17 protein-coding genes are annotated in these 14,176 nt (G+C 35.9%); 4 read left to right on the plus strand and 13 right to left on the minus strand.

Going from position 1 to position 14,176, the window contains the following annotated elements; genetic code table 11:
• Window positions 1-3: 3 nt before the first annotated feature.
• The 9 genes from corA to spoIIM all read right to left on the minus strand — a co-directional run bounded on the left by corA (window position 4) and on the right by spoIIM (window position 8,062).
• Entirely contained in the window at window positions 4-966 is a 963-nt protein-coding gene (corA, locus tag ACVWY7_RS00125; RefSeq protein ID WP_033682433.1) for a magnesium/cobalt transporter CorA, read from the minus strand.
• Between the two features lie 62 nt (window positions 967-1,028).
• The gene (locus ACVWY7_RS00130; RefSeq protein WP_001243079.1) at window positions 1,029-2,333 is read right to left on the minus strand and encodes a pyrimidine-nucleoside phosphorylase; all 1,305 of its coding nucleotides are present in this window, start codon (window positions 2,331-2,333) and stop codon (window positions 1,029-1,031) included.
• Window positions 2,334-2,340: 7 nt separating this feature from the next.
• Window positions 2,341-3,162: a purine-nucleoside phosphorylase gene (locus ACVWY7_RS00135; RefSeq protein ID WP_001078446.1), complete on the minus strand. Its 822-nt coding sequence runs from the start codon at window positions 3,160-3,162 to the stop codon at window positions 2,341-2,343.
• Between the two features lie 12 nt (window positions 3,163-3,174).
• Entirely contained in the window at window positions 3,175-4,359 is a 1,185-nt protein-coding gene (gene deoB / locus ACVWY7_RS00140; RefSeq protein WP_001046067.1) for a phosphopentomutase, read from the minus strand.
• A 405-nt stretch (window positions 4,360-4,764) separates the two neighbouring features.
• Complete coding sequence (locus tag ACVWY7_RS00145; protein WP_001984077.1) at window positions 4,765-5,508, minus strand: FixH family protein; 744 nt, start codon at window positions 5,506-5,508, stop codon at window positions 4,765-4,767.
• A 143-nt stretch (window positions 5,509-5,651) separates the two neighbouring features.
• Window positions 5,652-6,542, minus strand: coding sequence for a site-specific tyrosine recombinase XerD (gene xerD, locus ACVWY7_RS00150; protein WP_000390080.1), 891 nt, complete (start codon window positions 6,540-6,542; stop codon window positions 5,652-5,654).
• A 6-nt stretch (window positions 6,543-6,548) separates the two neighbouring features.
• A complete protein-coding gene (locus ACVWY7_RS00155) occupies window positions 6,549-6,779 on the minus strand; it encodes a YqzK family protein (RefSeq protein WP_001255255.1) in 231 nt (76 codons plus the stop codon).
• Window positions 6,780-6,882: 103 nt separating this feature from the next.
• A complete protein-coding gene (fur, locus tag ACVWY7_RS00160; RefSeq protein WP_000392655.1) occupies window positions 6,883-7,338 on the minus strand; it encodes a ferric iron uptake transcriptional regulator in 456 nt (151 codons plus the stop codon).
• A gap of 106 nt (window positions 7,339-7,444) precedes the next feature.
• A complete protein-coding gene (spoIIM, locus tag ACVWY7_RS00165) occupies window positions 7,445-8,062 on the minus strand; it encodes a stage II sporulation protein M (RefSeq protein ID WP_223290733.1) in 618 nt (205 codons plus the stop codon).
• Between the two features lie 155 nt (window positions 8,063-8,217).
• Between spoIIM and ACVWY7_RS00170 the strand changes: the two genes are divergently transcribed.
• Window positions 8,218-8,769, plus strand: coding sequence for a GNAT family N-acetyltransferase (locus tag ACVWY7_RS00170; RefSeq protein WP_144507640.1), 552 nt, complete (start codon window positions 8,218-8,220; stop codon window positions 8,767-8,769).
• A gap of 24 nt (window positions 8,770-8,793) precedes the next feature.
• Here ACVWY7_RS00170 and ACVWY7_RS00175 read toward each other — a convergent pair whose 3' ends face one another.
• Window positions 8,794-9,333 carry an NUDIX hydrolase gene (locus tag ACVWY7_RS00175; protein ID WP_000067038.1) on the minus strand — a complete coding sequence of 180 codons (540 nt, stop codon included), beginning with the start codon at window positions 9,331-9,333 and terminating at the stop codon, window positions 8,794-8,796.
• Between the two features lie 74 nt (window positions 9,334-9,407).
• Between ACVWY7_RS00175 and mciZ the strand changes: the two genes are divergently transcribed.
• Both mciZ and lolS read left to right on the plus strand, forming a co-directional pair.
• A complete protein-coding gene (gene mciZ / locus ACVWY7_RS00180) occupies window positions 9,408-9,536 on the plus strand; it encodes a Z-ring formation inhibitor MciZ (protein ID WP_000870298.1) in 129 nt (42 codons plus the stop codon).
• A 53-nt stretch (window positions 9,537-9,589) separates the two neighbouring features.
• The gene (gene lolS, locus ACVWY7_RS00185) at window positions 9,590-10,504 is read left to right on the plus strand and encodes an aldo/keto reductase (protein ID WP_000747187.1); all 915 of its coding nucleotides are present in this window, start codon (window positions 9,590-9,592) and stop codon (window positions 10,502-10,504) included.
• Between the two features lie 29 nt (window positions 10,505-10,533).
• On the opposite strand, the gene ACVWY7_RS00190 is transcribed toward lolS, so the two are convergent.
• The 3 genes from ACVWY7_RS00190 to ACVWY7_RS00200 all read right to left on the minus strand — a co-directional run bounded on the left by ACVWY7_RS00190 (window position 10,534) and on the right by ACVWY7_RS00200 (window position 12,348).
• Window positions 10,534-11,361, minus strand: a complete 828-nt coding sequence (locus ACVWY7_RS00190; protein WP_456523621.1) for an aldo/keto reductase — start codon at window positions 11,359-11,361, stop codon at window positions 10,534-10,536.
• 129 nt (window positions 11,362-11,490) lie between these two features.
• Window positions 11,491-12,015 carry a GrpB family protein gene (locus ACVWY7_RS00195; RefSeq protein WP_001227157.1) on the minus strand — a complete coding sequence of 175 codons (525 nt, stop codon included), beginning with the start codon at window positions 12,013-12,015 and terminating at the stop codon, window positions 11,491-11,493.
• 69 nt (window positions 12,016-12,084) lie between these two features.
• Window positions 12,085-12,348 carry a YqkE family protein gene (locus ACVWY7_RS00200; protein WP_000727557.1) on the minus strand — a complete coding sequence of 88 codons (264 nt, stop codon included), beginning with the start codon at window positions 12,346-12,348 and terminating at the stop codon, window positions 12,085-12,087.
• 201 nt (window positions 12,349-12,549) lie between these two features.
• Between ACVWY7_RS00200 and ACVWY7_RS00205 the strand changes: the two genes are divergently transcribed.
• A complete protein-coding gene (locus tag ACVWY7_RS00205) occupies window positions 12,550-14,139 on the plus strand; it encodes a bifunctional metallophosphatase/5'-nucleotidase (RefSeq protein WP_000265568.1) in 1,590 nt (529 codons plus the stop codon).
• Window positions 14,140-14,176 lie beyond the last annotated feature (37 nt).

Below are 14,176 nucleotides of genomic sequence, written 5' to 3' on the forward strand. Positions count from 1 at the left end.
TTTTTACTTAAACCATCCTTTTTTATAAAACCAAACCATCATACCACCGCCAATTAAAGCCATGATAAGTAAACAAATAAAATAACTATATTGTCCACCAAGCTCTGGCATATGCTCAAAGTTCATTCCGTATACTCCCGCAATAAATGTTAATGGCATGAAAATAGTCGAGAATACCGTTAATGTTTTCATAATGTTATTCATATGATGCGAGTTTAATGAAAAATAGCTATCTCGAATATCTGCTGTTAACTCCCGGCTTGCTTCAATCATTTCTGTCAGTTTAAGCAAATGATCATGTATATCTTTAAAGTAAATTTCATGATCACTTATACCGTAAAAACGGGTCGAATTTAAAATACGATACAATAAATCACGCATCGGAATGATTGTACGCCTTAGCTTTGATAAATCTGCACGTATATCAAATACTTCTTCTAGTACACTTCCTGCCGTCTCACCCGTTAAATTATCATCAATTGCATTTAAATGATCCTCAATGTAATATACAGGTGCAAAATAGTCATCTACAATTTGATCGATAATTGTATGCGCTACGTGTAAAGGACTATTTTTAATACGCTTCTTTTCTCCAAGTGTTTTCCATACTCTTTCGATTGCATTGTTATGAGAAAAATGGAAAGAAACAATATAACGATCACTTATAAATAAATCAATCTCGTGCGGTTCTAATCCATCCTCACCAAATGCATGAAGAACTAAAAAGTTATATCCATCATAAAAATCAACTTTTGGCCTCTGTACATATTCTATACAGTCTTCAATTGCAAGGGGATGGAACTTAAAATGATCTTGCAAAATGTATGTATACTCTTCTTTCGTCGGCTTATATAAATCTAGCCAATACCATACAATATGGTCTTTCGTTGTTTCCTCTAGCGAAACATCATATAATACTTCATCTGTTTTTGTTATTGCACAAATTCTAATCATAATTTCACCCATTATTATTATAAACAAAAAATAGCAAAAAAAGCCAAGGAGAAATACTCCCTGGCCCTTCTTTATTATTCAGTAACGATGCCGTGCACTAATGTTGGTGCATCTACATGCTCTTTAGAGATCTTCATGTTCTCATAAATTTTTGCTTTTACATCTTCTACATTTTCACGGTTTGCGTAAATGGTAACAAGGGATTCACCTTTTTTCACGCTGTCCCCTACTTTTTTGCGCAGCATTAAGCCAACTGCTAGATCAATTTCAGATTCTTTCGTCGCACGTCCTGCTCCTAAAAGCATTGCTGCTGTTCCAATTTCATCTGCAACGATTTCTGATACATAACCGTCTTCCTTCGCTTCCACTTCAATTTTAAATTGTGCTTGTGGTAATTTAGAAGGATCATCAACAACAGATGCATCGCCGCCTTGTGCTGATAAGAACGTTTTAAATGATTCTAGCGCTTTACCGTTGTTCATTACTTCAATTAATTTCTCACGCGCATCTTCTAAAGATGAAGCTTGTCCAGCAAGGTATACCATTTGACTTCCAAGCGTTAAACATAACTCTTCTAAATCTTTCGGTCCTTTACCTTGTAATGTATCAATTGCTTCTTGTACTTCAAGTGCGTTACCAATAGCCTCACCAAGTGGTTGACTCATATCAGAAATAACAGCCATCGTATTACGACCAACGTTATTACCAATGCGCACCATTGCTTCTGCTAAACGTTTTGCATCTTCATCCGTTTTCATAAATGCACCTGCTCCAGTTTTTACATCAAGAACAATTGCATCTGCACCAGCAGCAATTTTTTTACTCATAATCGAGCTTGCAATAAGCGGAATTGAGTTTACTGTTGCCGTTACATCACGAAGTGCATACAATTTTTTATCCGCAGGTGTTAAGTTTCCACTTTGACCAATAACTGCGATTTTATTTTCATTTACAAGACGCATAAATTCATCATTTTCGATTTCAACATGGAATCCTGGAACTGCTTCTAATTTATCAATTGTACCGCCAGTATGTCCTAGACCACGTCCAGACATTTTTGCAACCGGTACACCTAAAGCGGCTACTAATGGACCTAATACAAGTGTCGTTGTATCACCAACGCCACCCGTTGAGTGCTTATCTACTTTTACACCTTCAATAGCTGATAAGTCGATTGTATCACCACTATTTACCATTGCCATCGTTAAATCTGCACGTTCTTGATCGTTCATATCTTGGAAGAAAATTGCCATTGCAAGTGAACTTACTTGATAATCAGGAATATCACCATTTGTATATCCTTCAACAATAAAGTTAATTTCTTCTGTCGTTAATGCATGTCCGTCACGTTTTTTTGCAATTAGGTCCACCATTCTCATTGTGAGGTCACCCCTTCATTTGTTTTACAATTGCTTTTACTAATGCTAAGAAGTTAGCTTTAACACGTTCTGTCGTTTCGATTACTTCATCATGGTGAAGTGGCTGATCTAAAATACCAGCTGCCATATTTGAAATACAAGAAATACCAAGTACTTTCATACCAGCGTGACGCGCTACAATTACCTCAGGTACTGTTGACATACCAACTGCATCTCCGCCAAGTGTACGAAGCATACGAATTTCTGCAGGTGTTTCATATACAGGACCTGTCATTCCAACGTATACCCCTTCTTGTACTTTAATATTTAAGTCTGCTGCAACTTGTTTCGCCATTTCGCGTAGCTCCACTGTATATGATGTAGACATATCAGGGAAACGTACACCCATTTCAGAATCATTTGGTCCGATTAATGGATTTGTACCCATGAAGTTAATGTGATCTGAAATTAACATAAGATCGCCTGGTTCAAATGATGTATTTACACCACCAGCTGCATTTGTTACAACAACTGTTTCTACACCTAGTTCTTTCATAACACGAACTGGGAATGTTACTTTTTGCATATCGTATCCTTCATAGAAGTGGAAACGTCCTTGCATTGCTACTACTGTTACACCTTGAAGTGTACCGAATACTAGTTGGCCTGCATGACCTTCTACAGTTGATACTGGGAATTCAGGGATTTCACTGTAAGGTACTGTTACTGCGTTCTCGATTTCATCTGCTAATACACCTAGTCCAGATCCAAGGATTAGTCCTACTTGTGGTGTCTCTTGAAATTTCTCTTTTAAGTATGAAGCTGATTTTGTAATAAGTTCACGATTCATTTGTTTATCCCCCTATTTCTTTAGCTCGTTTAAGAAGCTTGTTCCGTATTCTGGCATTTTCACACCGAAGTTTTCTGCTACAGTTGCACCAATATCAGCAAATGTTTGACGAAGTGGTAACTCTTGTCCGCCTTCTTTCATGCTTGGGCTATATGCTAATAACGGTACATATTCACGTGTATGGTCAGTACCGTGGTGAACTGGGTCATTACCGTGGTCTGCTGTAATTAATAATAGATCATCTTCTTTTAGTTTTTCGAATACTTCTGGAAGACGTGCATCATATTCTTGCAGAGCTTCTCCGTATCCTTGTGGGTCACGACGGTGACCAAATAGTGCATCAAAGTCAACTAAGTTTAAGAAGCTAAGACCTGTAAAGTCCATATTTAATGTATCTACAAGCTTATCCATTCCATCCATATTAGACTTCGTACGAAGTGATTCAGTTACTCCTTCACCATCATAGATGTCAGAGATTTTACCGATAGCAATCACATCATAATCACTATCTTTTAATTCATTCATTACCGTACGGCCAAATGGTTTTAATGCATAGTCATGACGGTTCGGTGTACGTGTAAAGTTTCCAGGCTCACCAACGAATGGACGAGCGATAACGCGACCTACCATGTACTTCTCATCTAACGTTAATTCACGTGCAATTTTACAAATTTTATATAACTCATCAAGCGGTACTACTTCTTCGTGTGCTGCGATTTGCAGAACGCTATCAGCAGAAGTGTAAACAATTAAAGAGCCTGTTTCCATTTGTTCTTGACCAAGTTCATCAAGAATTTCAGTTCCAGAAGCTGGTTTATTACCGATGATTTTACGGCCTGTTTTTTCTTCTAATTCATCAAGTAATTCTTTTGGGAATCCTTCAGGGAACACTTGGAATGGTGTATCAATGTAAAGACCCATAATTTCCCAGTGTCCTGTCATTGTATCTTTACCAGTAGATTTCTCTTGCATTTTTGTATAATATCCAAGTGGTTTTTCTACTTTAGAGATGCCTTTCATTTCACGAATGTTACCAAGACCTAATTTCACCATGTTAGGCATGTGTAATCCATTCATATGTTCAGCAATGTGACCAATTGTATCAGATCCTAAATCACCAAATTGTTCAGCATCTGGTGCTTCACCGATTCCAACAGAGTCCATTACGACTAGGAATATACGTTTATATTTATTCATAACTGCGACCTCCTATAAGTTCAGTTCTACTTCTTGTAGTATGTTCAAAACGCTATAAAGTGAAACTGTTCTCCATAAGAATTATCTTTCGTTCTCATTATCAAACAGTACTTCTTTAAATCATTCTCTAACCTATTTCGTTTACCTTGAAACGACGCAAAAACATTTCTAGTTTTTTCTAAGTCAGATGTCAGACATCTGATACTGATATCATAACATGTTTACGCTTTCTTTTTAATACATTTTCGTAGAATTTCTCATTTTCTTCACACTTCTATTGTAATCCATTATGCACAGAAGTGCTAATCATTTTATGATTTATTTCTTCATACTAAAGTGAAATTTTACCCCACTGATCATTTTTCAGGATAAAAATAAAAAAGCAGCTCTAAAGAGCTACCTTTTTTATTTTACCTCTACTGTTTCTTCTTTATGTTCATGCAATTCGCCTTTTTTAACATGAACTTTCACTTTGTAAGAACCGTTTTCTTTGAAAGTATGTTTTGTTTCATACTCCCCTTTATTTCCTTCTTTTGCTGGAATGAATTCGTGTTTTTCCACACCATCTTTCCAAATTTCAAGTTGTACTTCAGCACCAGTTAACGCTTCTTCTTTTTGTTTTAAATGAACTTTCATTGTTGATTCAGCATTTGCTTTTATGTCACCAGCCATAAGGTGAATCATTGTATCGCTTTTATGATCACCATGCCCTGCACCATGATCACTATTTTCTTTTTTCGCATCTTCTACTTTCGCATTTCCTACAGCCACTTTTACTTCTGGCATAACATGCATTTCACGCGCATTTGTGTGAGCAATAATATGGTATACTCCATCCGTTTCGAACGTTTTCTCTACAGCATAAACACCTTTTCCTTTATGCTTACCTTCTAGCATCTCGTGCTTTTCGTCGCCAGCTTTCCAAACTTCAAACTTTACATCATCAGCATCTGTTACTTTTTCTTTTCCTTGTGTAACAAGTGCTTGTACTTCTGTTTTTTCACCTGGTTTAATTTCTTTCGGATTTGTTTGAACTGCTACTTTTACAGCTTCCAGTTTCTGTTCTTTTTTCGGTTCTTCTTTGTTTGTATTACAGCCAGCCAATGCTAGCATCGCGATAAATAAAGTCATAATAAGTTTTTTCATCATCATTTCCTCCTTCATACTTTATTTAGTATAGAGGAAAAACATTGTAATATTCTAGTCTTCTGCTGAAAACAATGTACGAAATGTTTGTGAAGTTTCTGTGAAGTATTATAGCCTTTTGAATCTATGAAAAAAGAGCATAGTAACTATGCTCTCGGATGAAACTGTTTATATACATCTTTTAATCTAGTTTTTGAAACATGCGTATAAATTTGTGTCGTTGAAATATCTGCATGTCCAAGCATTTCTTGCACAGCACGCAAGTCTGCTCCATTTTCTAATAAATGCGTTGCAAAAGAATGGCGCAACGTATGAGGTGTAAGCTCTTTTTCAATATTTGCTTCTTTCGCTAATCGTTTTAAAATTTTCCAAAATCCTTGTCTTGATAATCGATTTCCATGATGGTTTAAAAAGAGTGCATCTACTACTTTTTTTCCCATCAATTCTCTTCTTCCCTTTTCAATATACTTTTGAATCGCTTCCGTCGCTAAGCTTCCTAGTGGAATAATTCTTTCTTTATTCCCTTTCCCTACGCAACGAACAAATCCCATCGTTAAATGTACATCTTCTAAATTTAATGCAATTAATTCTGAAACACGAAGTCCTGTTGCATACAGTAACTCTAGCATCGCTTTATCACGAACCCCAAAAGCACTCGTCATTTTGGGTGTCTGAAGTAAAGCCTCCACTTCATCAACTGACAATACTTTCGGTAATTTCCGTTCTCCTTGCGGCGTTTCAATATGTACGGATGGATCGTGCTCTACTGCTCGTTCACGAAGTAAAAATTGATGAAACGAACGAATCGATGCAATATGACGTGCTAATGTTTTCGAAGATTTTCCGTTTTCTTTTAAGTGCTGCAGAAAATTAACAATGTGCAAGCGTGTCACTTCGTGAAAGCTTTTCGCTTGTTCTACCTTTTGCAAATACTTTACATAACTTTTCAAATCACGTTCATAAGATACTACTGTATTTTTCGCTAGCCCTTTTTCAACAACCATATAATGAATAAAATCTTTTAATTGATCTTCCAATCTACACTACTCCCCATTTTCATAGAAAAACATCATTCTATTTACGAAAGCATCCTTTGCCGGCTCTTCATTCCCTGATACTTTTTCTACAGTCTCTTCTTTTGGCTTTTCATAACGATGATAGCTTTCATATTCTTCATTTATCCATAGTATAGCGAAATAAAACAAAATCGTACAACTTGTAAATAATAAAAATACTTTTATTCCATCAAAAGTTAATTTTAAAACTCGGCGCATTGTAAATTCCTCCAAAATATAAGTTATTACAACATATGCCAAGCTTTCACCAATTTATACCTTATTCAAATAAAAAACCTCTTCCTAGTTAAATAGGAAAAGGTTATTTTTCATCCGTTTCATTTTCTTGACAATTTTTACAAATCCCATGGAATGTTAAACGATGATCCTTCACCTTAAAGCTCCAGTCATGTTCTACTTTCCTTTCCACTTCACCAAGTAAATCTTCTTGTATTTCTTGTACAGCACCACATTGTGTACAAATCAAATGATGGTGGAAACGCTGCGCACCTTCTTGGCGTAAGTCATAGCGTGAAACACCGTCTCCGAAGTTAATCTTATCGACAACTTTTAACTCAGATAATAGTTCTAAAGTTCGATAGACGGTTGCTAATCCGATCTCTGGCGACTTTTCTTTTACAAGGAGGTAAACATCTTCTGCGCTTAAATGATCTTCTTCATTTTCTAGCAGCACACGAACTGTTGCTTCACGTTGCGGTGTTAATTTGTAGCTCGCTGCATGTAATTGCTTCTTAATTCGTTCAATTCTTTCTTCCATTCGGTACTACTCCCTCCTCGCCACTCTTACACCATTATATCAGAAGAAGGGCTTCTGTCAAAAGAAAAACAATAAAAACAAATTGATAATTATTCTCATAAAGTATTTATTGTTTATTAATAGCCTCAACGACTTCTTTCATTAAAACTGGTGATGCATAAGCTTCTACACTAGAAGCAAGAGCTAACACCGCTCCAATTACAAGAAAGAAGCATGTATAACGGATCAATAATGGTAATAGCGGCTCAGTTATTTTCCGGATAAATTGATGCCTAATCATGCGTAAAGAAAAGCTTGCGGCAATTGTTGTCATAACGAGAAATACTGGGATAATAATGAGGTTTTGTGGCAATACAGAAACGAATGCTAATAATAATCCATTCCATCCATGCTGACTTACTAAAAAACCTACTGTAAATCCGACAACTACCCCTTTTGCAAATAATAAAATAAAAATAAGTGGCAATCCAATAATTGAAATTCCTAAAATCCAAATAAATCCAATGTATTTTAATTGTGAAAAGTAACTTTCTCGAAACATTTCGCCTGCAATAGCAAATTCTCCTTTAGAAACTTGTCCAAAAAAACGTTGCAAATAAAATGATAGATCTTGTTTTTGATTTAATTGTAAACTATTTACAAGAATCGCTCCAAATATTACTCCCATCAATAACAAAACAGCGTTAAATATATATAATGAAGAGTTTTCCTGTATGTGAGACATTACACGGTCTTGCCAAGTTTTTCTCCACATTTTTCTTCCCTCCGTTCACACTCTTACTAAAAATGTATGAAAGAAAGAAAAAAGTATGACGAATTAACATTGAAATTCCGCTCTACTTTGCTAAACTAAAAAGTAGAGAATAGGAGGGATTTCTCTTGAAACCATTATTATTAGATTTTCCAACATTATTTCAAACTGAACGCTTACAAGTGCGTAAGCCATTTCCAGGTGATGGTGCAGAAGTGTATGAAGCAATCCAAGCTTCTCTAGAAGACTTAGTACCGTGGATGCCAATTAACGCTGAAACAGAAGAAAGTGCTGAAGAAATCGTTCGTAATGCTCACGGACAGTTTTTACTTCGTGAAACACTTGATTTTCACTTATACGATAAAGTATCTGGTACATTCATCGGAGCTATAACGCTCAAGCCTGAGAACTGGGATATTCCAAAGTTTTCACTTCACTTCTGGCTACATAGCGCTTATACAAAACAAGGCTATATGACCGAAGCTGTTAAAGGTGCCATTCAATTTGCCTTCGATAAGCTAAGTGCTAGAAGAATTGAAATTCGTATTGATGCAACAAATACAAATGCATGTAAACTAGCAGAACGTTTAGAATTTATTCTAGAAGGTACAATGAAAAATGATTTCATAGCACCAGATGGTAGCTTACGTGATGCACGCGTATATGCAAAAATTAATTAAAAAACACTCGCCTTTGGCGAGTGTTTATTTTTGTAGTTGTAAATATTGTACTGCAAACATCGTCTTCGCATCATGAATACGAAGATCTTTCATAAGAGTAGTTGCTTCTTCTAATGATACTTCCATCAATTCCACAAACTCATCTTCATCTAACGCAGCTTTATTTTCTTTTTTCGTCAAACCTGTCGCTTTATATACATATAAAATTTCATCTGCAAATCCTGGAGATGTATAGAAAGAAGTAATAAGCTCCATATTTTCACATACATAACCTGTTTCCTCTTCTAATTCACGAACTGCTGTCACCTCAGGTTTTTCACCGGGTTCTAACTTGCCGGCCGGAATTTCTATAATCGCCTTTTCAAGCGCTTTACGATACTGCTCAACAAGTACAATTTTCCCCTCATCCGTAATAGCAATAATAGCAACTGCACCAGGGTGATTTACAATTTCACGTTTACTCATTGCTCCATTTGGTAATACTACATCATCAACACGAACTTTTATAACTCTACCATCAAAAATCGGCTCAGTTTTTACTGTTCTCTCTGCAAGATTACTCATACTACTTCATCTCCCTGTTCTATTTCCTATTCTTTCCTCATACATTTTACCACATTGAAAGGAGCGTGATAGAAATGAAAGTTTATATTTTACCAAATCGCGTCACTTTAGTCGGAAAAGCATGGCAAATTCGCCATAAGCTAAAACAATATGGCAAAGAGTATACAACTGTACAAGAGTGGATTACAGCTAGTAAAAAGTAAAAGTTTGTCAACCTCTTTTCCCTTTCGTACAATAAGAGTAAGGAGGTTGACTTATGAAAAAACGTCAATTAGGAAACTCAGATTTATTTGTGACAGAAATGGGACTTGGCTGTATGTCTCTCGGTACATCTGAAGCAGAAGCTATGCGTATTATCGACGAAGCAATCGATTTAGGAATCAATTTTTTTGATACAGCAGATTTATATGATTATGGATTAAACGAAGAATTTGTTGGAAAAGCATTAAAAGGGAAACGAGATCAAATTGTTCTTACAACGAAGGTTGGAAATCGATGGACAGAAGAAAAAAACGGCTGGTCTTGGGATCCTTCTAAAAATTACATAAAAGCTGAAGTGAAAGAAAGTTTACGTAGACTTCAAACCGATTATATTGATTTATATCAACTTCATGGCGGGACGATTGAAGATCCTATAGATGAAACAATTGAAGCCTTTGAAGAATTAAAAAAAGAAGGTATCATTCGCCATTACGGTATTTCTTCTATACGTCCAAATGTCATCCGTGAGTATGCAAAACGTTCAAATATCGTCAGTGTACTAATGGAATATAGCCTTTTAAATCGTCGCCCTGAAGAATGGTTCCCGCTTCTTAATGAACATCAAATTAGCGTCATTGCCCGCGGACCGCTTGCAAAAGGAATTCTAACTGACAACAATGCAAGAAAGATAGAAAGAGTAAAAGAAAAGGATTACCTTTCTTATTCTTACGATGAATTATATGGGACACTCGCGAATGTAAAAGAATTAATCGTGGAAAGTTCTTTAACAGGAACAGCTATTCAATATTGCTTACATAACGACACTGTAGCAGCTGTAATACCTGGTGCAAGCTCTATTCAACAATTACGAGAAAATGTACAAGCCTGTAAGCAAACACAGTTAACAACAGAAGAATATATACAGCTTCAGCAAATCGCTAAATGTGATACGTACGCTTTACATCGTTAAAAAGACGCTACCATACTGGTAGCGTCTTTTTATAACGTATCATATTTATCAGGGTTCGTTCCTACATGTAAATTACGATTTAACGTATTAATTTCAGTCATCTCTTCTTCTGTTAGTGAAAAGTCAAAGATAGAAAAATTCTCCTGAATGCGAGATGGTGTAACAGACTTAGGAATCGTCACAATCCCGCTTTGAATATCCCACCTTAATATAACGTGCGCAGGTGTTTTTTCATATTTAGTAGCAATGGCCTGAATAATCGGGTGCTGAAATACTTCTCCACCTCTCATTAATGGACTCCATGCTTCCATTTGAATTTGCTCACCTTGACAAAAATTACGCAATTCAAATTGTGTTAACATGGGATGCAGTTCCACTTGGTTTACCATCGGCTTTATTTTGCAATTTGGTAATAGCAGTTCTAAATGATGTTTATGGAAATTCGAAACACCAATCGCGCGCACTTTACCTTCTTCATACAGTTTTTCTAATGCTCGGTACGTATCAACATACTTCCCTCTTATTGGCCAATGTATTAAATATAAATCTACATAGTCCATTTGTAATTTTTTTAAGCTTTTCTCAAACGCCTCAAGTGTTTCCTCGTATCCTTGATCGTCGTTCCAAACTTTTGTTGTAATAAAGATGTCTTCTCTCGGAATTCCTGATTCACGAACCGCTTCTCCGACACCGCTTTCATTTTCATATACAGTTGCTGTATCAATCGAACGGTATCCAACTTCTAGCGCTGTTTTTACTGCTTGTTTTACTTCGTCGCCTTCTTTCGCTTTATAAACGCCTAAACCAATCAGCGGCATTTTTACGCCATTATGAAGTGTAGTTGTTGGAATGTGCACAGTCGTCTCCCTTTCATTATTACATTTTTTTATAAGCCACCACTTTATTTGAACAAGATTCAACCAAAAAGTCAAAACATATGTACAGTTTACATAATAAATTTATACATATTCAAAAATAATGCGAACTCATTCATTCGCGCTATTTTCTATCCATTTCTTCGCTTTTTCATCAACATTACGTACAAACTCAGTTTTCCCTTCCGAATATAACGCACCATCATATGTATACTTTTCAGCTAATTCTTTCTTTAAAGTTGCATATGCCTCAGCTTCTTCACAATGAGCCATCATATAATCACGAAATGCTAAATGCCTTACTATCTCAGGATCTCCTTTTTCAAACACGTGTAAGTGATACGAACGTTTTTCCTCCGTTCCATGAATAAAATAGCGGCGTCTTGGAATACCATTTTCTCCTTTTGCGATGTAACCAAGCTCTATAAATCGTTCATTCCACCTATCTACTCTATCGATATTCTCTACTTCCATAATCATATCTATAATTGGTTTAGCTGCCAGTCCTGGCACTGACGTACTTCCAATATGATGAATTTTCACCGTTTCTGGCATCGCAGCTTTTAATCTTTCAGCCTCTATTTGAAATTTTTCACCCCAATGATTTTCATGCGGAACAACTACAATTTTTCTCATTCTAACTCCCCTTTTCTTACAAGCTCGTCAAAAAAATGATCAGCGTTATTTCACTGATCATTTTCTTTATTATTTAAAGTCTTTCCAAGTAAGGTTACTTTCACTTAACAGTTCTTCAAATGATTTATTCTTTTCACGTTCTTTTTGTTCTTGACGCTTTCTTTCCAATTCTGCTGCCTCTTTTTTCTCTTCTCTCACTTGCAACTCTTTCTTCTTATCCTTTAATTGCTGCATAAGTGAATCGTTTAATTGATCACCTAATGTAAGAGATTCTTTCTTTGGTTGATTCACTTGCGATTGTCTTTGCATTTGTCTTTGTTTCTTTTTCTTCATGCTGCTCACCTTTTACTTTTTTCTCCATTATAGTAGATACACCATGAAATCGACAACAAAAAAGGAACGTTACTCAATTATTCACCTTTTGTAAATATGTTAATTTTTCGAAAAAACTAAATTTTTATATAGATATAATCCTATGAATCTATTAAAATTATGTCGTATGATGTCAGATTATAAAAAAAGGAGAATTATATTATGTGGAAAAAAATCATTCCTGCTGTTGCCGTTTTAAGTACCATTACTTTTTCAAGCGTATTTGCCGCTCCCCCATCTCAGACTCCAGCTGAACAAAACCGTTACATAGACGTACAAATACTTGGTATTAATGATTTCCATGGACAACTAGATACTGTTAAAAAAATTAATAACAAAGAAGCTGGTGGCGCTGATTACTTAGCTACTTATTTAAAAGAACGTAAAAAACAAAACCCTAATACACTTCTTGTACATGCTGGTGATATTGTAGGTGCTAGTCCACCAGTTTCAGCATTATTACAAGATGAGCCTACAATTGAATTTTTAAATGATTTAAAATTTGATGTTGGTACAATCGGAAACCACGAATTTGATGAAGGTATTGAGGAAATGCGCCGCCTCATTTATGGCGGTTACCATGAGAAAACTGGCAATTTTAAAGGCGCAGACTTCCCTTATGTCGCTGCAAACTTCTATAATAAATCCACTGGCCGCTTATTTTTACCGCCATTTACTGTCAAAATGGTAAATGGTGTGCCTGTAGGATTCATTGGCGTTGTTACAACTGATACACCAAATGTCGTGATGCCTACTATGCTTAAAAATGTAGAAATCACTGACGAAGTAGAAGCTATCAATAAATCCGCGCAACAATTAAAACGTCTTGGCGTTAAATCCATGGTCGTCCTTGCTCATGTTGGCGGAACAACAGATGAATCTGGTGTGACAAATGGAGACCTTACTCGAATTGCAAATGAAACAGATCCGGAAGTTGATGTTATTTTTGGTGGGCATAGTCATACGTATGTAAATGGTACTGTAAATAATAAACTAATCGTCCAAGCGAACTCTTACGGAACAGCTTTCTCAGACGTAGATGTAACAATTGATCGTAAAACAAAAGATATTGTAAAGAAAAAAGCTGAAGTTGTTACAACATACCATGAAGGTGTAGAACCTGATAAACAAGTAAAGAAAAAATTAGATCAGTATAAAGAAAAAATCGCACCACTTGTAAATGAAGTTGTCGGAAAATCTACAGCGCCTATCGACCGTAAACAAAACGATGCTGGTGAGTCCACTCTTGGAAATTTAGTTGCCGATGCCCAGCGCCAAACGATGCAAACTCAAATCGCACTTATGAATCCAGGTGGCATTCGTAATGACTTAGATGCTGGTGATATTACATGGGGCGAATTATACGGTATTCAACCTTTTGGAAACCAATTAATTAAAGTAGATTTAACAGGCCAAGATATTCGCGACATTTTAAATCAACAATGGCAAAAAGGAACGACGAGAATGCTTCAAATTTCAGGTATTCAATATACGTGGGATGCAAATAAACCAAACGGTGAAAAAGTTACAAATATACGTTTAACAAGCGGAGAAGAATTATCTCCATCTAAAACGTATAGCGTAGTTGCGAATGCTTTCTTAGCTTCTGGCGGTGATGGATTTGTATCATTTAAAAATGGTAAAAATACAGAAACTGGTCCAAATGACTTTGAAGCGCTAGTCGATTACGTAAAACAATTAAAAGAACCTATTCAGCCAATTATCGATGGTAGAATTCAAAAAATAAATTAAGTACACTCATAATAAACAGTCTTAATTTTTTATCGTA

This window comes from Bacillus sp. TE9106W, assembly GCF_054062215.1.